Consider the following 20781-nt stretch of genomic DNA (forward strand, 5'->3'; position numbering starts at 1 on the left):
GATTCAGGCTCCTAGCGTGATTGGGCTGGTTCTTGAGAGGGATGTTCTGCAAAGACCTCGGCACTAAAAACGTAGATCTTGGTATGGGGGTCCTTCCAGGCATCCGTGGGCAATCCTGCCTTGCAACAGGTCTGCTCCAGGAAAGGCAGGCGGTCCCAGTTGCACTGGGTAGCCACCTGGGGCAGGAGCAAACCCCGATTATAGCCGCTGACGATATAGAGACCGTGTTTGCCTACCTCAATTTCATCGGTGCTTTGGATAAGCCGCATGGGGCTCAGGACGGATATCTCGATTTCCAGATCGTCCAGTTCGCTGGCCTGCAAAGGGCGGAAGCGAGGATCGTGAAAGGCCGCGGCCGCGGCCATTTCCCGCACCGTCTGGAGCAGAGGTTTGACGGCTTCCAGGTAGCCGATGCAGCCTCGGAGCTGTCCCCGGCGATGCAGGGACACAAAGGCGCCCCGGGATTCGCACAGCACGGGCGACTCGGTCTTTACCGGCGTAGCCGATTTCCCCTTGAGATGGGCTTCGATGCTGTCCCGGGCCACGTGCAGCAAGAGCTGTTTATCAGCAGTGTTCAGGTTCATGGCCAACTCCCCCCAACACGGCGGCGCCCCAAGCCCTATGAGGATCGAACCCCCCAGGGTAAGCCAGATGGCACATAGGCGGAAAAGTTTCATAAATCTGGGGTCAAGCCCTGGATTCTGGGCTCGCCATCCTTCTGCCTCAGTATCTAACCAAGATTTTAGATTCCTGTCAATGGCAAAGGTCCGCATGGGACATTTGCGCCTGGTGTTTCTGGCATTCCCCTTGCATCCCGACGGCTGGCTTGGTACATTTTAAGATGCAGTCAGCGATTGTCGAAAGTTCTTTCCTCTTATTCCCCTCTCCCTTGTGGGAGAGGATCAGGGTGAGGGGTTAATAAAAGAGCTTTTTATAATAAGGGCTTGGCGTTAATCTCGCCTCCCTGGCCAAGGGCATCCATCTCCATCCATGAAAACCTACCCGATATTTGCCATCATTGAAGACAAGCCCTGCCTGGTTGTAGGCGGTGGCGCCGTGGGGGAACGCAAGGTGCAGGACCTCCTGGCCGCAGGCGCCAAGGTAACCGTAGTCAGCCAGACCTTGTCCCCGGCCCTGGAGGCCCAGGCCTTAAGGGGCGAGATCGTTTATCTTTCCGAGGACTTTACCGATACCCAGGTAGAGGGCATGGCCCTGGTCATGGCCGCCACCGACGACCCGGGGGTCAACGCGCACGTGAGCGCCGCGGCCCAGGCCCGGGGCATCTGGGTCAATGTCGCGGACGAGCCTGAGCATTGCACCTTCATTGTGCCGGCCCAGGTTAAGCGGGGTGATCTGACCCTGGCCATCAGCACCGGCGGCGCCTCCCCCGCGTTAGCCCGCCAGGTGCGGGAGGACCTGCAGCAGCATTTCGGGCCGGAATATGGCCCTTACCTGGATCTGCTCAAACGGGTGCGAGCCCGGCTTTTGAGCGAGCGCCGGGCCCATCCCGACAATGCCGAACTCTTCACCCGCCTGGTGCGCAGCTCCCTCAAGGACGCAGTGGCCCAGGGGGACCGGACCCGGGTAATGTGGGTCCTCCGGGAAGTTATGGGCGAGGCCTTAAGCACACCGGTCCTGGGTGAACTGGTCTCCCAGGCCTTTAAGGAAACGGAGGGGTGAGGGCCTAAAATCGGGGCTCGTTCCCAAGCTGTGCTTGGGAACGCATTAACCAGCCAAGTTGAGCTTGGCATCCACTGCTGTTGGGTAAAACGTGACTAATTTTTTTCTCTATCTCACCCTGCTCGCCTATTTCGCCGCTACCGGGCTTTGGCTGGCCTACTTCCTGATCCAACGGGAGGGCTATTACCGCGCCGGGATCTGGGTCATGGCCGGGGGCCTGGTGGTCCACAGCCTGGCCCTCATCCAGCGGGTCTGGAGCTTGGGCTACCTGCCCGCGGCCTCCGTGGGAGAGTCTCTGCTGCTGTTTACCTGGGTCCTGGTGGCAGCCTTTCTGGTGTTGATCTGGCGCTATCCCATCAAAGTCCTGGGTGCTTTAGTCGCCCCCCTGGCGGCCCTGATGGTCTGCGGCAGCTTGATCTTGCCCGCACCGCACGGCACCATCGCCCCTCTGCTCAAAAGCTTTTGGCTAACCATCCATATCTGCCTGACCCTAACGGGCTATGCCGCCCTGGCCCTGGCCTGCCTGGGGGGGATTCTCTACCTCATCCAGGAGCGCCAGATCAAGGGCAAACAGTTCGGCTTTTTTTATCGCCGCCTGCCGTCGCTGTCGCAGTTGGATACCCTCAATTACTGGTGCCTGACCATCGGCTTCCCGTTGCTCACTGCGGGGATCATCTTCGGCTCGCTTTATGCCCAGCACACCCTGGGACGCTTCTGGAATTGGGACCCCAAGGAGATCATGACCATTATCGCCTGGCTGATCTACGCGGTGCTCCTGCATGAGCGCCTGGCAGTGGGTTGGCGGGGCCGGCGGGCGGCGCTGCTGGCTATCTGCGGCTTTTTGGTCCTGATCCTTACCTTTGTGGGCGCCAACCTGTGGCTCACGGGCTACCACAATTTCGCCAGGTTCATTCAAAAGCCATGACTCTCCTGCTCTGCGGCGTCAACCATAAGACCGCGCCGGTAGCCCTCAGGGAGAAGCTGGCCTGCCTCATCCCCGACGCGGGGGTGGCCTATGCTGACCTCAAGACCTGGCCGGAACTCTCCGAGAGCCTGCTTTATAATACCTGCAACCGGGTGGAGTTGATGTGCGTCACCGAGGCGCCGGAGGACGCCGCGGCTCTGGTCCTGAAGTTCTTTGCCAGGCATCCGGAGATTGTCCCGGCCGACCTGAAGGCGTCCTTTTATGTCCACCGCGATCAGGAGGCGGTGCAGCATTTCTTCCGGGTCGCGGCCAGCCTGGATTCCATGGTGGTGGGGGAGCCCCAGATCCTGGGGCAGATGAAGGCGGCTTACCGGCTGGCTGCGGATTACCGGTCCACCGGACCCATTCTCAATCGCCTGGTCCACAAAGCCTTCTCCGTGGCTAAACGGGTGCGCTGCGAAACCGGCATCGGCGACCATGCCGTGAGCGTCAGCTATGCCGCGGTCACCCTGGCCAAGAAGATCTTCGGGGACCTGGCGGGCAAAAACGTCTTGCTTTTGGGGGCAGGCGAAATGGCGGAACTGGCTCTGGAGCACCTCAAGGGCCACGGCGTGGCCAAAATTACCGTGGCCAACCGGACTCTTGCACGGGGTGTAGAACTGGCCCGGCGATTCGGCGGGGAAGCGGTCTCCCTGGAAGAGACCCAGGATCAGCTCCTCACCGCCGATATCCTCATCAGCTCCACCGGCTCCGGAGAGATCCTCGTCACCCGGGACCAGGTCAAGGGGGTGATGCGGCGGCGCAAGCAGCGGCCCCTGTTCCTCATCGACATCGCGGTGCCCCGGGACCTGGACCCGGCCATCAACGACCTGGACAACATCTACCTGTACAACATCGACGACCTCAAAGAGGTGGTGGAATTCAACTGGGAGCGCCGCCGGCACGAGGCCGGCAAGGCCGAACGCTTGGTGGCCGCGGAAACCTTGAAATTCCTCCACTGGCTGGAAACCCTGGAGGTCTATCCCACCATCATCGCCCTCAAGGAGAAGGCCGAAATCATCTGCCAGACGGAATTAAAAAAGACCCTGAATCAGTTGGGCCCTCTCACCGACGAACAGCGCCAGGCCCTTGAGGTCTTGACCGCCTCGGTCACCCAAAAACTTCTGCACGACCCCATTATCTTCCTGAAGCGCAACCGCCGGCCCCGTAACCCTCACCAGGAGCTTGACCTGGTGCGGCGCCTCTTCAACCTGGACCCGGACCGCGACAGGGACTATTCCGAAGAAAAATAGGCCCTGGACCCAGCAGTGTCCGGTTAGAAAATTGCATGAGGTTGTTCCGCCCCCCTCACCCCAGCCCTCTCCCCCCGAAGCGGGTGGAGAGGGGGTAGGAGATGTGGCTGTTTTAGTAACCATAAGGCATTAAATCGGTTCCACTTTTCCCCTCTCCCCAATGGGGGAGAGGGTTAGGGTGAGGGGGAGGTAATCTTCTCGGAGCCGGAAGTGCGCAGCGAATTTTTAAGCTGTTGGACTACGCCCAACGAACTTCCTCATTTGCAAAAACCAAACCGGTGACACTGCTGCCCTGGACCATCTCTTGACCCGGACTGCCCGGCTTGATATCCTTAAGTGGGGGAAAAGGCGATGCCAGGGAGGCAGTTGCGCCGCCCGGCCCGGAGTTGGGGGCCGGATTATTACCCTACCCGAGGAAGCCATGTCCAACATTATCGATATTGAAGGCCGGATCAAGCTGGAGCAGAAGAAGAAAACCAAGGTGGACCGGGCCAAAAAAATGGAGGCGGTGCGCAAGATCGTGCAGTGCACCCGCTGCCTGGCCCGTTGCGCCAAGTGCGGCGTCCAGTTCGAGAGCCACGAGATGTACAAGCGCCAAAAAGGTCCCTACCGTTTCTGCCCTTTCTGTCAGGAGGAGTACGAGGACTTCCGCCGGATTAAAGACGCTGGCGCAGAAAGCCCCTTTTATTGGCACAACAAGGAGTGGGTGTCCGTCTGGCAGACCTGGCTCGATTTCCAGCAGGCCATGAAGGCCTATGGGGAGTCCCAGGAGTTCATCGACTTGGTGCGGGAGGTAGAGTGGGACCGGTGAGCTCATGCCCCCGGCCCCAAGCAGGCAGGTTGAACTAACCTTCTGAACCGACACGATAGGCTTGTTGGAGAATCTCCATGGCAAAATTAAAGGCTTGTTCCCGGTCCAGGGTTACTTCGGAATGACAGGTCTTGTCGGCCCCGCTGCAGGTGTAGAACACAATCTTCACCGTTCCTTCGGGGCGTTGCACTACGGCGATCTCGCCATCGGGTTCCAGGGTCTTATAAGTGCGATGCTTCATCTTATCGGGTTCTCCTTCTGGGCTCTTTGTATCCTTGGAAAGTTAGCATAATCATCTCGCGCCATTAATTCAAGCCTGAACTTCTTCACATGGCTTTTTGTAAGCAAATAGCTGGCGACGGTCAGGGACGCCCGACCCACCGGATTACATATCGGACGGGCCTCCGTGCCCGTCATTTTTTCAATTTTTAAGAGTTCATCACAAAAACCGCTCATGGCTCTTTATCCCAAAGAATATGACCTCATCGTGATCGGCGCCGGCCACGCGGGCTGCGAAGGCTCTCTGGCCGCGGCCCGGATGGGGTTAACGGTGCTGCTCTTCAACCTCAACCTGGACACCATGGCCCAGATGGCGTGCAATCCCGCGGTGGGGGGACTGGCCAAGGGCCACGTGGTGAAAGAGATCGACGCCCTGGGCGGGGTGATGGGGCATTTAGCGGATACCTCGGGCATCCAGTTCCGGACCCTTAACCTCTCCAGGGGGCCGGCGGTGCGGGGCACCCGCGTCCAGTGCGACAAGCAGGCCTACCGCCTGGCCATGAAATCCCTGTTGGAACACGAGCCCTTAATCGACCTGCGGGAAGCCATGGTGGAGCGGCTCCTGGTGGAGGACGGCCGGGTGGTGGGCGTGGTGGAAAACCTGGGCCTGACCTATAAGGCCCGGGCAGTCCTCATCACCACGGGCACCTTTTTGAACGGCCTCATTCATATCGGGGACTGCCGCATCCCTGCGGGCCGGGCCGGGGAGTTCGCGGCCACCGGCCTCGCCGCCTGCTTAAAAGATCTGGGCTTTCGGATGGGACGCTTAAAGACCGGCACACCCCCGCGCCTGAGGGCGGGCACCATTGATTTTGCCGGCATGGAACGCCTCTGGGGCGATCCTCAGCCCCGCCCCTTTTCCTGGCGCACTGCCAAGGTGCCCGAGGAGCAGATGGCCTGCTTCGTCACCCACACGACCTCGGCGACGCACCGGATAATCCGGGACCACATCCACCTCTCGCCGTTGTATAGCGGAGTGATCCAGGGGGTGAGCGCCCGCTACTGTCCATCGCTTGAAGACAAGGTGATGCGTTTTTTGGACAAGCCCAGCCACCAGGTGACCCTGGAACCGGAAGGACGGGACACCGCCGAGATCTATGCCAAGGGGCTGGGAAACTGTCTGCCCGCCGAGATCCAGTTGGCCTTGTTCCGCAGCGTCCCGGGACTGGAGGCCGCTGAGGTGATGCGCCCGGCCTACGCCATCGAATATGACTACGTGGACCCGCTGGAGCTTAAAGCCACGTTAGAGACCAAGCGGATCAAAGGCCTGTTTTTGGCGGGGCAAATCAACGGCACCTCGGGCTACGAAGAAGCCGCGGGCCAGGGCTTGTGGGCCGGGATCAACGCCGCCTGCCAGATAATGGGGCGTCCCGCCTTCCTGCCGGACCGCTCCCAGGCCTACCTGGCGGTGCTGGTGGATGACCTGGTGACTAAGGGCACCCGGGAACCATACCGCCTCTTTACCTCCCGGGCCGAGTACCGCTTGCTCCTGAGAGAGGACAACGCCGACGCCCGTTTGTTGGAATGGGGTTTTGAATTGGGATTGGTGGATTATGAGGCGCGGGACCGCTTTTTAGAAAAGCAACGCCTGATGCGGCAGGAAGAGGCGCGGCTTACGGGTCGCCGGGTCTTCCCGACGCCTGAGGTCAATAAAACGCTTACGGCCCTTGGAACCGCACCCTTGAAGATCACGACCCCCCTCTTGAGCTTGCTGAAGCGGCCGGAGTTGGATCTCGCCACCCTGTACCGGCTGAGCGGGGAGGAGCCACCGGTGCCCCCGGCCGTGGTGGAGCAGTTGGAAATTAAGCACAAGTACGAAGGCTACATCAGGCGCCAGGAAGAGACGGCCATAAAATTCGCTCAGGGGGAAGGGAAAAGCATCCCTGCGGAGTTCGATTATGACGGAGTGCCGGGGTTGTCGCTGGAAATCCGGGAAAAGTTAAAGCAGGTGCGGCCTCGGTCCCTGGGACAGGCAGGCCGCATCTCCGGGGTTACCCCGGCGGCAGTGGCCGTTTTGATGGTGTACGTGAAAAGAAAGAGGTCAACCAAAGGCTGAAGGGCGCAAGCTCGCTGTGCCCACTGGAAATCTCTTGGAATTTGATTCGCTCTCTTTGCTGCAACCGAAAACAGTACGAATGATTGGCGGCTTTAGCTATAGCGTTTGCCAAAAGTTTTTTCCGTAATTAGGAGATACTTTAACACCCCAAATCCCCCCTAACCCCCCTTTGTTAAAGGGGGGAACTATAAGGAATTACTTATAAAGTCCCCCTTTGAAAAAGGGGGATTTAGGGGGATTTAAAAATCAGCCAGCGGCATAAATTTATGGCAAACGCTATAACCCGGCTCTCGATTAGTAGCTGCCCGGACCCATGGACTTAAAGGCGCTTTCGGCAAAGTAATTGTCCTTGATGGTGGCGCCGCAGGTGGCGCAGGTGTTGGCCAGGTTGATCATCGAATCCCGGCCCCGGTACCGGGTGTCCGTATCGGCGCAAGCGCCCACTAGCAAAGCTGCCAATAACACCAAAATCAAGCCATTATAATTCATGAGGTTTTCCTTCCTGGAATACCGTTTGTTTTTCGTTAAAAACTTTCTGTGTGACCCCGACTGTTCCCGGTTGGCCATCGGCAGATGGCATCTCACCCTGGGGCCGGTGCTAGGGCCGCTGTTTCAACGTTATATAGCGCTTGCCAAAAGTTCTTTCCCCTTACCCCCTCTCCCCTTGTGGGAGAGGGCTAGGCAACGAGTATAACTGAACTGCGTCGGTCCTCCCCGGCTGCTGGGAGGCCGACACGCTCAACCCGGACTACTTGCCCCGAGATTTCTGATATTGGTCATAGAGATACCCACCCAGAAGGCCGGCGCCGCCGCCAATCGCCGCACCCGCGGCAGGGGAGCCCGCGGCCCAGCCGACGAGGGCGCCGCCACTGGCGCCAATAGCGCCACCGGCCAAGGTCCGCTGCGCAGTAGTGGCATTCATACTGGTGCACCCCCCAAAAATCAGGGTTGCTACCACCAACAGGATGACCGCTTTCTTCATATAATCCTCTCCTGTTATGGTTACTCCTTGCCTTATACTCATTGCCAAAAGTTTTTTCTTATTAACCCCTCACCCTACCCTCTCCCACAAGGGGAGAGGAGAATTAGAGGAAAAAACTTTTGGCAAATGCTATGGGTGGTAGGCTCGAGCTCCGAACCCAGGTTACCACCAGATTCCACCAACAGTCAACTGTACTACAGGACGTCCAGGCGCCCGGGATCCCCGCGGGGACCCCGGGCACGATATGGAGGGAGAACGAGGACTTGGCCAAAGACCAGTTTACCCCGTTGCTACAGAAGAGTGAAAGAGGCTAATGGCCTTTAGATTTTTGATACTGGTCGTAGATATAACCCCCCGCAAGGCCAGCCCCGCCGCCGATGGCGGCCCCGCAAGCGGGACATCCTGCGGCCCAGCCAATGAGGGCGCCGCTACCGGCGCCGATGGCGCCGCCACCCAACGTCCTGTACGCTGTATTGGTATCCGCCGTCCCCCCACATCCCCCTACCAAGAGCGCCGCAACCATGATCAAGATAGCTGCCTTTTTCGTGAGCATTATTTCCCCCTTACAGTGTCCGGCGGACATACCTTGGTACACCGCCGCAAGACCACCTCAATCACGGGGGTGTCCAACTTGCCGGGGTTTTGCTGATAGAATTTATCCACTTCTTGAACGATCTGCATCACGGTTCGGGACTTCAAGTCATCCACGAAGACTTGGGAAAGACAGGTCGGCGCCCTGCCTTTGGAGGCTGCCACCTCGTAATCGGCCAGGTTGCCCATCCCGAAAATATACCCCGCTTTGCCGTCCTCGGAAACCTGCTGCCAGTTCATCCCGGTCCACAAAAAGGCATTTCCGGTTCCCGCTGCCGGGGCCGACGCGGCCAGACCGCCGACCATGAGCCCGATCACGACCAGAACGAGTGCTGCTCTCATTTTTTCTTCTCGGCCGGCGGGGCCGCACAGAGTTTGGTGCAGCGCTCTAAAATCACCCCGATCACCGGCGTTTGCAGCTTGGTGGGATTGTCTTTATAAAACTTGTCTACTTCGGCTATTACTTGGGCAATCGTCTTGGTCTTAAGTTCGTCGACAAATCCCTTGGAGATGCAGGGGGCCTGGTTGGGGCCGCTCGCGGCGGTCTCGAAGTCGGCCATATTGCCGATCCCTTTGACATAGGCCACCTTGATCTCGGTGTTCATGTCTTTCCATTGGGTGCCGTCCCACAGGAACCCCTTATTATCGGCGGCCAGAGCTGCCGTAGCCAGTGCGAAGAGAATCACCAGCACCGCAAAGCACGCTGCACTCCTGATTTTCATGGGCTTGCCCTCCTTGACTTAGGAAAGGTGTGACTTTACTCAGCTTACGACAGTACCGTTCCGATGCTTGCCGCCTGTTTCCGGGGGCTTCTTCTTGGGGGTTTTCTGGCCTTTTTTTGGGGCTTTTTTGGGGGTCGCTTTTGTCGTCGCGGCCTTTTTAGGAGCTTTCTTGCTGGCCTTAGCCTTGTTTTTGCCCTTGGCTTTGGCCTTCCCCTCTTCGGCCTGCTTGGGGGCGGTTGGCTCCTTGGTCTCAGGCTGGGTCAGGGGCCTGCCGCTCTCCAGCATGGGAGGCACTGCCGGCGGCTCCACCTGGCGCTGCGCCCTGGCAGGCTGCAGGCTGAGAAAGAAGAGCCCGGCGGCGACCAGGGTGATGTATTTTTTCATGGTGATTTGAGCAACCCTCCCCTGCGCAGTAGACTAAAGGCCTGGTTCGGGGTTTGATGCCCCGACATGCAAACCCCGAACCGGTGCGCGCAAATCTGATTTTTATTCTACGGGTTTGGCTTTCTTGGCTTTCTTGCTCGTCTTGGCCTTTTTGCTTTTGGCCTTTTTGCCCTTCTTGGTGCTTTTCACTTCTTCCTTAGGAGCCGCCGGGGTCTCCACCGCAGGGGCCATGGGAGCTGTCGCGGCCGGCGGGGCTGCCGGCGGGGCGGGTGCTGGGGCTTTTTCCTGAGCCAGGGTAACCCCCTGGAGGCTCAACAGAAAGACTCCGACGCTGGCCAACGTAACGAGTTTCTTCATCTCCCTCTCCTTAAATGAGGACATAAAATGATAATGGGTGGTGGCGGTGCAGGGATTTGAACCCCGGACACTGCGGATATGAGCCGCATGCTCTAACCAGCTGAGCTACACCGCCGTAACATCTCAAAATATATTCAGACAGGCCGGTTCTGTCAAACAAAATTGCGGCATTGAACCCACTTGTTCGTCCGATTTTTCCCCGGCAAACACCCTGGCGTCATGGAGCTTAGTTTGAAACTTTTTACGCCTGACGGTTCCGTGAAATCAGGTGGCCAAAATGTAGGGTAATTGGGAAATCCGCGGCAGGAGAAAATCCGGAGACGCCGCGGTCAAAGCATCCGGCTCCCCATAACCGTAGGCGACCGCCGCGGTGAAGGCCCCGGCTGCCCGTCCCGCCTGAATGTCCGCAGGTTTATCCCCCACCATGAGGGTGCGGTTCGCTTTTACTCCCATGTCGGCGATCAGCGCCAGGAGCTGGTCGGGGGCAGGCTTCAAGGGGAGATTGGCGCCGCCCCCCCGGATGGCCACAAAAAATCGTGCTATGCTGATCGCTTCCAGGGTCTGTTGGGTCAGGCGCCAGAGCTTGTTGGACAGGACTGCCAGTCTTTTCCCGGTCAAGAGCTCCAGAGTTGAAATTACCCCGGGATAGACGCGGGTCGACTCACCGTTGTGCCGGGTGTAGTAATCCAGGTAGAGGCGCAGGCACTCTTCCACCTTGTCCTGATGGTCCGGTCCCACCAGCCGCTCGATCAGCCTCCGTTCGCCCCCGCCGATCATGCCCCGAATTGCGGTGGGCAGGTGTAGCGGCAGCCCCAGACGGTGGCAGGCATAGTTGGCCGCGGCGGTCAAATCCAGCAGGGTATCGGCCAGGGTGCCATCCAGATCAAAAACGATGAGGTCTACGGCGATTTTTTCTCTCATATGGTTCAAGAGGTGATTCCTCTATTGAGGACTATTTTGCGTCATCATGCAAGTCCTGATAGCTGGGCAGCCCCGCCAGACCCTGGGCGCTCTTGACGGCGTTGACAATGGCACCTGCCAGAGCGGCTTCCGCCAGCACCCCCACGGTATGCACGTCGGCCGCAACCTCAGGGTGCGCCAGGGCGAAAACCAGGTCGCCGTCAAACAAAGTATGCACCGGGCGGATACCGCGGGCCAGGGCATTGTGCCCCATCTGGGCGATCTTCTGGGTCTGCTCCCGGCTGAGTCTGGCGTTGGTAGCCACCACGCCGATGGTGGTGTTGAGTTCGCCAAATTGGCGCCGCACCGAACCCTGGCGGATCATCATGACGGCGTCGGCGAACTCCCGGCTATCCGGATTCTTTCGGGCGCCGGCCAGAATGGCGCCGGTCAGCGGGTCCACCACGTCGCCAAAGGCGTTGACCACGACCAGTGCCCCCACCACCAGGCCCTGAGGGCCTTCCAGGAAACTCGTCCCCAGGCCGCCCTTGGAGGCCTGTTGCACCCCGAATAATTTACCCACGGACGCGCCCAGGCCGGCTCCGACGTTGCCATCGCCCTGGGGCCGGGCTAAAGCCGCCTGGCAGGCAGCATAGCCCATCGGCTTATCGGGCCGCGCCCGGCAGTCGCCCACGGCCAGGTCGTAAATCACCGCGGTGGGCACGATGGGGACATGGGTGAGGCCCACATCGAAACCACGGCCCCGCTCTTCCAGGTAGGCCATGACGCCGCCTGCGGCATCCAGGCCAAAGGCGCTGCCCCCGGCGATACAAACCCCCTGGACTTCCTCGACGATATGCAGGCCCGCGAGGGCATCCATCTGGCGGGTGCCCGCGGCGGAACCCCGCACATCGGCGGCGCCCACCGTCCCCGGGGGGCACAGAATGACGGTGCAGCCGGTGACCCCCTGAAAATCATGAGCATGGCCTACTTCGAACCCCTGGACCCGGGTAATCATTGGGCCGGCTCGGCTCCGGAGACCGGCGGGACCATTTGGATGCCGCCCTCCGTGAAGGTGAGAAGATAGAGCGCCGCTTCTTCCTCCCGCTGGTCATTGAACCCCCTGAACCAGGGCAGACTGGGGACGGCCTTGAGGGCCAACAACTGCTGAGGCAAGGAGGTCCGGCTGAGGGCCTGGTGGCTCTCGGCCACCCGGGCCAGGAGGCGGATCACCACATAGCCCTGGGTTGCCAGGTAATCCGGTTCCGTGCCGTACTGCTGCCGGTAGGCGGCGATGAATTTCTTGACCTCCGGGTTGGGGTCGCCGGCAAAAAAGGCCTCGGGGAAGATGATCCCTTGCAAGGCCGTCAACTGGGGTGCGGCGATTTGAGGATTATGCAGCAGATTGGTGCCCAGTATCAGGGAGCCCTTCAGTGGGGTGGCGTTCAAACCCGCGACGATGGCGGCCACAGTGGCGGCGTCATCCGGCAGGAATAGGGCGGTGGCCTGCGGCGTGCCGCCTCCTTGGAGCTTGAGGCTCTCCGCCATGGCGGTCAGGGTGGGTGCGAACTCCTGGGAGCCGGGGCTATAGAAAGCTTGGCTGGCCACCTCACCCCCCTGCGCAGTCACCTCTTCCTGGAAATTCTGGAGAAAGGTGCGGCCATAGGAGGAATCAGGGTAGAGGATGGCAAAGCGCTTGATGCCCTTACCCGCAGCGTAGCCCACCAGGGCCCGCACCTGCTGCCGGGGCGTCAAGAAGGCCTGAAAAATCCAGGCTCCCGTCCGGGTAAGGCCATCTTTCTGCGATAAGGCGATGAGAGGCAGCGACGACGCCTGGGCCGCTTCGGCCGCACTCTGGGCCACCGCCGATGACAGGGGGCCCACCACCGCCAGGACATTGGCATTCTGGGCCAACTCCCGGGTGAGGCTGGCCCCGGTCTCCGGGTTCGAACCAGTGTCTTTGAACACCAGTTTCACCGGGGCTTTTTTGGCCGCCAGTTCCATGCCCCGCTGGACCCGAAAGCCGATGGAACTCAACTGACCGCTCAAGGGCAAAAGGCAGCCCAACTCCACTTTATTGCCGGCCAGGAGCCGTTCGGCCGCTGCGGTCTCGGGACTCGTTGGGAAGCGCTCTTTGAGGGTCTCCAGCCATTTTGCGGCTTCATCCGTTTGGCGCGCCTCCTGGGCCTGTCGCGCCAGGCGCAGGAGCAGGGCCGCGCTCAGGGGATTATCCCGGTACAGGGCCGCCAATTGCTCAAGTTCCGGGACGGTGGCCTGCTCCAGGAGGCGGGTCTTCAGGTCCTCGAACCACTCCGGGTCTCCGGAACTCAGATCCTGGGCCGCCAAACGGAGTCGATTGAAGGCTTGGGGCACGTTCCCCTGCTTCAAGGCGATCTCGGCCAGGAGGGCCTGGGTGGAGAACCACAAGGACCGGGGCATATCCGTGCCGGTGAGGTTGTCCAAAACCTGGGAGGCCTGCTGATTATCGCCCAGTTTGAAATAGGCCCGCCCGATGCCGTACCGCGCCTTCAGGGAAACGTCCGGGTTGGGCTGGCGGGCCAGAATGCCCTGGTAATGCTTTAAAGACCCCTGCCAGTCACCGAGCAGCCCCAGGATCTCGGCTTCCTTAAGGCGGGCCTCCATGGCCCGGGACCCCTGGGGATAGAGCTCCAGGTAGTAGGAATATTGCTGATACGCCTGACGGTAGGCCAACTGGTGGTAACTGTTTTCGGCTTTCTGAAAGAGCCCGGTTTCGGTGGGCTTGACCTCCTTCGGGGCCGGAGCCTGGGAAGGAAACTGCATGCCGGCGCAAGCCGGCAGCAACAGAATGAACAGGAACAGGCACGCAAGTTTTCGGACCATAACGGGGCTCTCTCAGGGGTTTAAGGCTTTTCGGTTTTTCGTTAAAAAAACTTGAAATTACCAAAAATTGTCATCCTGAGCGTCGCGCCGGCTCTCAATTGTTCAGCCTGCGAGGCTGCGCGGTGCTCAGAATGACCAGGTACCACGTGTGGTTATTTAAATAGCGTAGCAGACTTCCGGCGGCCCGCCGTGCCACCACAGGAGCATTATTTATTTGACGCTCCTTACTCTGCGGATATTAACATTTTTCAACAGCTTTACAGACTCCTTCCCCCGCCTCCGGCAAGCGCTGGGGAGGAGTAAATAAAAAAGGGGGCAGGGGTTCCCACAGGCGCGACGCCTGTGCACTTACGAAAAGCCCCTGGCCCCTCTCCAGTTTTCATACGCGTTTCGGGCCTACTTCACTTCTTCGAACTCGGCCTCCACCACTTCTTCTTCGGGCTTCTTGGCCTTCTCTCCCTGGCCCGGCCCTGCCCCGGGACCGGCCTCCGGGCCCGCGCCGGCGCCAGGCCCACCGGTCTTGGCGTACATCTGCTCCGCCAGCTTATGGGAAGCCTTCATAAGCGCCTCGCTCTTTTGCTTGATGTCCTCCATGTCGGTGCCTTCCATGGCGGTCTTTAGTCCGGCGATGTGGCTTTCGATATCGCTCTTGGTGGCCGCTTCCACTTTCTCGCCCAGATCGGCCAGGGTCTTTTCGGTGGTGTAGATCAAGGTGTCGGCCTGGTTGCGGGCTTCGATCAATTCCCGCTTCTTGTGGTCTTCCGCGGCGTGCATTTCCGCGTCCTTGATCAGCTTGTCGATCTCTTCCTTGTTCAGGCCGCTGGGAGCGGTAATGCGGATGGACTGCTCCCGGCCGGTGCCCAGGTCCTTGGCGGAAACGTGGACGATACCGTTGGCATCGATGTCGAAGGCAACCTCAACCTGGGGGATGCCCCGGGGGGCCGGTGGAATGCCGAACAGTTCGAACCGCCCCATCGTCTTGTTGTCCCCCGCCATATCCCGCTCACCCTGAAGCACGTGGATGGTCACCGCGGTCTGGTTGTCCGCCGCAGTGGAGAACACCTGGCTCTTCTTGGTGGGGATGGTGGTGTTGCGGTCGATGATCTTGGTAAAGACGCCGCCCAGAGTTTCGATCCCCAGGGACAGGGGCGTGACATCCAGCAAGAGGACATCTTTGACTTCGCCCTTGAGCACCCCGGCCTGGATAGCGGCGCCCACGGCCACCACTTCGTCAGGGTTCACCCCTTTGTGGGGTTCCTTGGCGAAGAGCTCTTTAACCTTGTCCTGGACCTTGGGCATGCGGGTCATGCCGCCCACCAGGATAACTTCGTCGATATCCTTGGGCGTGGTCTTGGCGTCCTGTAGGGCCTGCTTACAGGGTCCCTCCATCTTGTTAATGAGTTCGGCCACCAGGCCCTCCAGCTTGGCCCGGCTGACCTTGATGAGCAGGTGCTTGGGTCCGGTAGCGTCGGCGGTGATGAAGGGCAGGTTGACCTCGGTCTCCATGGAGGTGGAGAGCTCCATCTTGGCCTTTTCCGCCGCTTCTTTCAAACGTTGCAGGGCCATTTTGTCATTGCGCAGATTGATGCCCTGTTCCCGCATGAACTCATCGGCCAAAAAGTCGATGACCCGCTGGTCGAAATCGTCGCCCCCCAGATGGGTGTCGCCGTTGGTGGATTTGACCTCGAAGACGCCTTCGCCGATCTCCAGGACGGAGATGTCGAAGGTGCCGCCGCCCAGGTCGAAGACCGCGATGCGCTCGTCCTTCTTCTTATCCAACCCGTAGGCCATGGAAGCCGCGGTGGGCTCGTTGATGATACGCAGCACGTTAAGGCCGGCGATGGCCCCGGCATCTTTGGTGGCCTGGCGCTGGGCGTCGTTGAAGTAGGCCGGCACGGTGATCACCGCCTCGGTAACTTTTTCGCCCAAATACTCTTCCGCGGTCTGCTTCATCTTGTTGAGGATCATGGACGAAATCTCGGAGGGGGAATAAACCTTGCCCCGGATATCGATGTGTGCGTCGCCGTTTTCGGCCTGCACGATCTTGTACGGGAGGACTTTGAGGTCCCGCTGCACTTCCGGGTCGCTAAATTTCCGGCCCATGAGACGTTTGACGGAAAACACGGTATTTAAAGGGTTGGTGATGGCCTGACGCTTGGCGATCTGTCCCACCAACCGTTCGCCGCTCTCGGTAAAAGCTACCACGGAAGGCGTGGTGCGCGTGCCTTCCACGTTGGGGATGACCTTGGGCTCGCCACCTTCCATGATAGCCACACAGGAGTTGGTGGTGCCTAAATCGATGCCTATAACCTTGGACATATATCTGTTCCTCCTAAACCGTTCAATCGGTTTGACATGAAGTATTTTCGTTTTGGGGATTGCGGGCCACCACGACCATGGCCGGCCTAAGCAGGCGCTGGTTCATCAGGTAGCCCTTTTGTAACTCTTTGGTGACGGTGCAATCGGGAACCTCCGCGGTCTCCTCCTGCATGACGGCGTTATGAAAAGACGGGTCGAACTGCTGGCCCACGCTCTCTAGCGGCGAGACGCCGAAGCGAGCCAGGGCCTTTTGAAAACCCTGGTACACCAGGTCGATGCCTTCCAGTAACGCCTCCGGAGCCTCCGATTGCCGGCCGTGGTCCAACGCCCTTTCCAGGTTGTCCACCACGGGCAGGAGTTCTTTGATGAGGTTTTCGTTGGCGAACAGGAGCAGATCGGCGCGGTCCTTTTCCTGGCGCTTTTTTATATTTTCCATATCGGCAGCCAGCCGGACCAGGCGGGCATAGTTTTCTTCGGCTTCCTTGGTCTTTTGCAAAAGCTGCTTTTGTAACTCCGCCGGGTCGCTTAAGAGCGCCAGGTCCACCTGCGGGTCCGTCTGTTCCTCAGGAGCCGCAGGGTCAGGGGAACCCTTGGGGGGTTTGGTTAAGGTCATAAAACTCTTTCTCCTTGTCATACTGCCAACCACTTTTTTACCCCCCTTTTTTAAAGGGGGAGCAGGGGGGATTTTAAATAACGTCTTTAAATCCCCCTAAATCCCCCTTCTTCAAAGGGGGACTTAATGCCGCCTGCATCTCACGACTGCCGCTTGGTGAGCAGGTCCGTAACCATGGCGGCGGTGTACCTCACGATGGGGACCAGCCGGGCATAATCCATGCGCATGGGGCCGATGACCCCCAGGCTGCCCAACTGCGTGTCCTGGGCGCCGTAAGACGAGGCCACCAGAGACAACTGCATCTCGGGAAAATGCTCCTCCGGGCTGATGATAATCTGCACGCCCTGGGCCGCCATAGTTTGATCCAGCAACAGGACGAGATGGTGCTTTTCTTCAAAGGCCTTGAAAATGCTGCGGATCTTGTCCACATCCGCGGTGAATTCCGGGTAATCCAGGATATGACTGGTGCCCTCGATGTAGAGCTCTTCTTCCTCGTCGTTTTGCAAGGCTTGCCGGCTCAGGGTCAAGGCCTGGGAAATCATTTTATCGAACAGGCTCTTTTCTTCTTCCATCTTGCCCAGAATCGCCTGGCGCGACTCGCCCAGGGTCAGATTCTGGCAGAGCTCATTGAGATAGCGGCTAAACCGGTCCAAGACTTCCTGGGAAAACCGGTGCTCGCTGCGCACGAACCGGGTCTGCACCTGATTATCCTGCGATACCAGGATAGTCAGGACGCCATCTTCACTTAAGCTGATGAACTGCATGTGCTTGAGGCGCATGCCCTGGGGCCGCGGCGCCAGGAGCAGCGCGGGATGGCCGGTCATGAATGAAAGCACCCGGGAGGCCTGGCGGAACAGCTCCTGGGGCTCGTGACCCGGTGACGCAAAGGCCTCCTGGATCTGCTGCCGCATTGAGCGGCCCAGTTCCTGGACGGGCAGGATATGATCCACATAATACCGGAACCCTTTGGGGGTGGGGAGGCGCCCGGCCGAGGTGTGAGGTTGGTGCAGGTAACCCGCCTCTTCCAGGTCCAGCATGAGGTTGCGGATGGTGGCGGAAGAGAGGTTGAGCCCCGAGGTCTTGGCCACGGTCCGGGACCCCACCGGTTCGCCGGTCACAATGTACTGAGCCACCACGCTTTTCAGGACCCAGGTAGCTCGTTCCCCCAGGTGTTCCATATTGCTCCTTGCACTCTTCTCAAACTTAAAAGTTAATCAGAACAGCGGGATATGTCAAGGGATATAAGGGATTTTTGCACCACGGCGACCCAGGCCGCGGGTCCTGCGTGGGACACCCCTAACAACTGTTGCCAAAAGTTCCTCTTGTTTATGACCGCGGCAAAAAGCGCAGAACACCCGTCCTCAAGTGTCCAAGTTTAGCATGAATTTTCCAGTCCGTGCCTGCGCGGGCTTAAAGCCTGCGGCTACCGGTGTCGGCCAAGGAGCCCCTTGAGCTGCGAACTACCCCTGGCAGCGGTGGCGGATGCTTTCGCCCTCCACCATATAGACCACCTGTTCGGCGATGTTAGTGGCGTGGTCCCCCACCCGCTCCAGATTCCGCACGATATTAATCTGGCTCTGACTGGGAACGATGGCCCTCGGGGCCCCGGCCATCTCCAGGAGCAGATCCTGGATAATGGCCTGGTCCAGGGCGTCGACGTCAGTATCCGCCAGACAGACCTGCCGGGCCAGGTGAGCATTGCTCCGGAAGAAGGCGTCCAGGCTTTGGCGCACCATCTCCTGGACGCTTTGCGCCATGAACTCCAGTTGGGGATGAAGTGCCCGGGGCGGCAATTGCCCTAGGGTGAGCACCTCTTCGGCGATGTTGGTGGCCGAGTCGCCGATACGCTCCAATTCGGTGATGATATGGTCCACAGCCATGAGTTGGCGCAGATCCCCGGCCACCGGTTGAAACAAGGCGATGAGGCGCACGCATTCCCGGTCGATGTCTTCTTCCAGGTCATTGATGGCGGTGTCCGCGGTGATCACCTGGCGAGCCAGGTCCGGGTCACACCACAGCACGGCCCGGACGCTCTTCTCCATGGCGGTGGCGGAAAGGCTCGCCAGCTCCGTGAGCTTGTCCTGCAAGGCCGCCTGTTCCTGAGAAAATTTGGCCTTGCTCCGGGGTCTTTCGTCTGATGCCGATACCATGCTCACACCTCCCGAACTCTTAAAACCTCAATGTTATATTTTATCACACCTGGGGCGCTGTCGGCAGTTACTCTCCATCAGGGATCAAAAGCAGCGTTGGCTATCTTTAAATAAAAATAGCGGCTAAGTATTAGTAACTAATTCCAATAAAATGAGAATATCTTTTACATTCTAAACTTTTGTGCTATCTTGGGCATGGTTAAATTTGGGGGCTAGTACGTTCTTTTTTTTGCCCAGAAAGGGGTGTGGGGTGATGGGTTTCCGGAAAGTTTTGATCCTCGCATGGTCAGTTTTGCTGTTTTTAAGCTTGGCGCTGCCGGGTCTGGCGATCACGCCGTATGACGATGTGCTGGTGCAACAGGCCGCGCAAAACCTGCAACAGGAGAATTATGACGAGGCCCTGGCCCAATTGACCGAGGCCTGGCAAAAAGGCGTCCATACCCCGGAAAAAGCCTTTCTCTTGGGCCAGACCTACCGGCTTATGCTCAATTACCCCAAGGCCAAGGAGTATTTGGAAGAAGCCTTGCGCTTGAAACCGGGCTTTCATCCGGCGGAATTGATGCTGGCCGACACCCTCATGGCCCTGGATCAACCCAAGGATGCCGTGCCCGTTCTGCAAAAGCTGGAGGCCTCCGGCTTCGAGCCGGGCCAAACGGCCTTCCTGTTGGGGGTAGCGACTACCAAGGAAGGCAAGTACAGCGAAGCCCTGGACTATTTTAACAAGGCTAAAGCCGATCCCCGGATGGCTCAGGAAGCCACCTTCCAGGCCAGCCTGGCCCTGGCCGCCCTCAATCGCGTCAAAGAAGCCCAAAAAACCATGGCCGAGAGCATTGCGCTGAACCCCCAGAGCCAGACCGCGGATTTCGCCCAACGCTATATGGGGGTCCTGACCGAGCGGGCAGAGTCCCTGCGCCCCTTCCACATCACCGCCTCCATGGGCTATGACTACGACTCCAATATCTCCGTGTCGCCGGCCTCACCGGGCCAGGTAACCAAAATATCCGGGAAGGGCGGGTCGGTGTTCACCCAGACGGCCCTGATGGAATACACCCTTCTCCCGGCCGGCCCCTTCAGCGTATTGGGGCAATACTCCTATTTCCAGAATTTCCATCCCACGGTGCCGGGCTTCGACATCATGAGTCACTTTGTGGGGCTTACCCCCACCTATGGCTTCAAAAACGGCCGGTTTTGGTTTCCCGCCAGTTTCACCTACATGGATTTGCAGTCCGATAAATATTACACCGGGTTCCTCTTCACCCCCACCTATCTCCATCTCTTCACCGAAAATATCGGCGTGGAAGCGGGGGCCAAGTATAATCGCCAATACTATCCATCCCCTGTATTCTTCAAGCAGGATATTCGGAGCGGCAAAGCCTTGGGCGGCAGCCTAGGTATGTATTATTTTTTCAAAAAACAGAAGGGCTATGCCCAGGTGCGGGCCAGTGTGGAGCAGAATGACACGGTCGGTAACAACTGGGACAGCTTCACCTACCGCCTGCTCATGGCGTTCCTCTATCCCATCACCGATAAATGGAAATATAATATTTTCCTGGACCTCATGCACCAGCCCTTTTCCAACGATTTCTACAATGGGGCCACGATCGGCAATATCCAAGGAGCGCCCTTGTTACCCCAACCCAATCGGCTGGACCAGATCTTGATCCTGGGCATGATGTCCACCTATGAATTCCTCAAAGGCCTGGAGTTCGGCGTCCATTGGTACTATATTCGGGATAATTCCAATATCGCGTTGTACAATTATAGCCGCCACATCGTCGGCTGCCAGTTCGCTTACCGTTACTAGAAGCCGCTTTACCATTTTTTTGCCTACCAGCCTGAACGGCGCGCGCCCCTTCTG

General features: G+C 59.0%; 22 protein-coding genes and 1 tRNA gene. 6 read left to right on the forward strand and 17 right to left on the reverse strand.

Annotated elements, in window-relative coordinates:
- Positions 1 to 11: 11 nt before the first annotated feature.
- Positions 12 to 584, reverse strand: coding sequence for an AmmeMemoRadiSam system protein A (amrA, locus tag WC600_07465; GenBank protein ID MFA4902569.1), 573 nt, complete (start codon positions 582 to 584; stop codon positions 12 to 14).
- Positions 585 to 990: 406 nt separating this feature from the next.
- On the opposite strand from amrA, the gene WC600_07470 reads away from it, so the two are divergent.
- From WC600_07470 to WC600_07485, 4 genes are all read left to right on the forward strand, one after another.
- The gene (locus WC600_07470) at positions 991 to 1680 is read left to right on the forward strand and encodes a bifunctional precorrin-2 dehydrogenase/sirohydrochlorin ferrochelatase (GenBank protein MFA4902570.1); all 690 of its coding nucleotides are present in this window, start codon (positions 991 to 993) and stop codon (positions 1678 to 1680) included.
- A gap of 91 nt (positions 1681 to 1771) precedes the next feature.
- Positions 1772 to 2605, forward strand: coding sequence for a c-type cytochrome biogenesis protein CcsB (gene ccsB, locus WC600_07475; GenBank protein MFA4902571.1), 834 nt, complete (start codon positions 1772 to 1774; stop codon positions 2603 to 2605).
- Positions 2602 to 3897, forward strand: a complete 1296-nt coding sequence (gene hemA / locus WC600_07480) for a glutamyl-tRNA reductase (protein MFA4902572.1) — start codon at positions 2602 to 2604, stop codon at positions 3895 to 3897. The genes ccsB and hemA overlap by 4 nt, the downstream gene beginning before the upstream one ends.
- A gap of 421 nt (positions 3898 to 4318) precedes the next feature.
- On the forward strand, positions 4319 to 4708 hold the full coding sequence (locus WC600_07485) for a hypothetical protein (GenBank protein MFA4902573.1): 390 nt from the start codon (positions 4319 to 4321) through the stop codon (positions 4706 to 4708).
- Between the two features lie 34 nt (positions 4709 to 4742).
- Here the strand turns inward: WC600_07485 and WC600_07490 are convergent, their stop codons facing one another.
- Positions 4743 to 4949 (reverse strand): hypothetical protein, encoded by a 207-nt coding sequence (locus tag WC600_07490; GenBank protein ID MFA4902574.1) that lies wholly within the window; start codon positions 4947 to 4949, stop codon positions 4743 to 4745.
- Between the two features lie 213 nt (positions 4950 to 5162).
- On the opposite strand from WC600_07490, the gene mnmG reads away from it, so the two are divergent.
- Entirely contained in the window at positions 5163 to 7043 is a 1881-nt protein-coding gene (gene mnmG / locus WC600_07495) for a tRNA uridine-5-carboxymethylaminomethyl(34) synthesis enzyme MnmG (protein MFA4902575.1), read from the forward strand.
- 294 nt (positions 7044 to 7337) lie between these two features.
- Here the strand turns inward: mnmG and WC600_07500 are convergent, their stop codons facing one another.
- The 15 genes from WC600_07500 to phoU form a co-directional block, all read right to left on the reverse strand.
- A complete protein-coding gene (locus tag WC600_07500; protein ID MFA4902576.1) occupies positions 7338 to 7532 on the reverse strand; it encodes a hypothetical protein in 195 nt (64 codons plus the stop codon).
- Between the two features lie 259 nt (positions 7533 to 7791).
- On the reverse strand, positions 7792 to 8025 hold the full coding sequence (locus tag WC600_07505) for a YMGG-like glycine zipper-containing protein (GenBank protein MFA4902577.1): 234 nt from the start codon (positions 8023 to 8025) through the stop codon (positions 7792 to 7794).
- 310 nt (positions 8026 to 8335) lie between these two features.
- Positions 8336 to 8578 (reverse strand): YMGG-like glycine zipper-containing protein, encoded by a 243-nt coding sequence (locus tag WC600_07510; protein MFA4902578.1) that lies wholly within the window; start codon positions 8576 to 8578, stop codon positions 8336 to 8338.
- Positions 8578 to 8958, reverse strand: coding sequence for a hypothetical protein (locus WC600_07515; GenBank protein MFA4902579.1), 381 nt, complete (start codon positions 8956 to 8958; stop codon positions 8578 to 8580). Before WC600_07515 ends, WC600_07510 begins: the two co-directional genes overlap by 1 nt.
- Complete coding sequence (locus WC600_07520) at positions 8955 to 9338, reverse strand: hypothetical protein (protein MFA4902580.1); 384 nt, start codon at positions 9336 to 9338, stop codon at positions 8955 to 8957. Before WC600_07520 ends, WC600_07515 begins: the two co-directional genes overlap by 4 nt.
- A 39-nt stretch (positions 9339 to 9377) precedes the next feature.
- Complete coding sequence (locus WC600_07525) at positions 9378 to 9722, reverse strand: hypothetical protein (GenBank protein MFA4902581.1); 345 nt, start codon at positions 9720 to 9722, stop codon at positions 9378 to 9380.
- A 102-nt stretch (positions 9723 to 9824) separates the two neighbouring features.
- A complete protein-coding gene (locus WC600_07530; GenBank protein MFA4902582.1) occupies positions 9825 to 10079 on the reverse strand; it encodes a hypothetical protein in 255 nt (84 codons plus the stop codon).
- 38 nt (positions 10080 to 10117) lie between these two features.
- Positions 10118 to 10194, reverse strand: a tRNA-Met gene (locus tag WC600_07535).
- Positions 10195 to 10343: 149 nt separating this feature from the next.
- Positions 10344 to 11000, reverse strand: coding sequence for an HAD-IA family hydrolase (locus WC600_07540; GenBank protein MFA4902583.1), 657 nt, complete (start codon positions 10998 to 11000; stop codon positions 10344 to 10346).
- Positions 11001 to 11031: 31 nt separating this feature from the next.
- Entirely contained in the window at positions 11032 to 11997 is a 966-nt protein-coding gene (locus tag WC600_07545; protein ID MFA4902584.1) for a P1 family peptidase, read from the reverse strand.
- Complete coding sequence (locus WC600_07550; GenBank protein MFA4902585.1) at positions 11994 to 13841, reverse strand: penicillin-binding protein activator; 1848 nt, start codon at positions 13839 to 13841, stop codon at positions 11994 to 11996. Before WC600_07550 ends, WC600_07545 begins: the two co-directional genes overlap by 4 nt.
- Before the next feature lie 396 nt (positions 13842 to 14237).
- The gene (gene dnaK / locus WC600_07555) at positions 14238 to 16160 is read right to left on the reverse strand and encodes a molecular chaperone DnaK (GenBank protein MFA4902586.1); all 1923 of its coding nucleotides are present in this window, start codon (positions 16158 to 16160) and stop codon (positions 14238 to 14240) included.
- A gap of 22 nt (positions 16161 to 16182) precedes the next feature.
- Positions 16183 to 16773, reverse strand: a complete 591-nt coding sequence (grpE, locus tag WC600_07560) for a nucleotide exchange factor GrpE (GenBank protein MFA4902587.1) — start codon at positions 16771 to 16773, stop codon at positions 16183 to 16185.
- A gap of 140 nt (positions 16774 to 16913) precedes the next feature.
- The gene (hrcA, locus tag WC600_07565) at positions 16914 to 17951 is read right to left on the reverse strand and encodes a heat-inducible transcriptional repressor HrcA (protein MFA4902588.1); all 1038 of its coding nucleotides are present in this window, start codon (positions 17949 to 17951) and stop codon (positions 16914 to 16916) included.
- Between the two features lie 282 nt (positions 17952 to 18233).
- Positions 18234 to 18923, reverse strand: a complete 690-nt coding sequence (phoU, locus tag WC600_07570; protein MFA4902589.1) for a phosphate signaling complex protein PhoU — start codon at positions 18921 to 18923, stop codon at positions 18234 to 18236.
- A 253-nt stretch (positions 18924 to 19176) separates the two neighbouring features.
- Here phoU and WC600_07575 point away from each other — a divergent pair, with 253 nt between their 5' ends.
- A complete protein-coding gene (locus WC600_07575; protein MFA4902590.1) occupies positions 19177 to 20727 on the forward strand; it encodes a tetratricopeptide repeat protein in 1551 nt (516 codons plus the stop codon).
- Positions 20728 to 20781 lie beyond the last annotated feature (54 nt).

The sequence above is a fragment of the Desulfobaccales bacterium genome (genome assembly GCA_041648175.1).
Classification (GTDB): Bacteria; Desulfobacterota; Desulfobaccia; order Desulfobaccales; family 0-14-0-80-60-11; genus 0-14-0-80-60-11.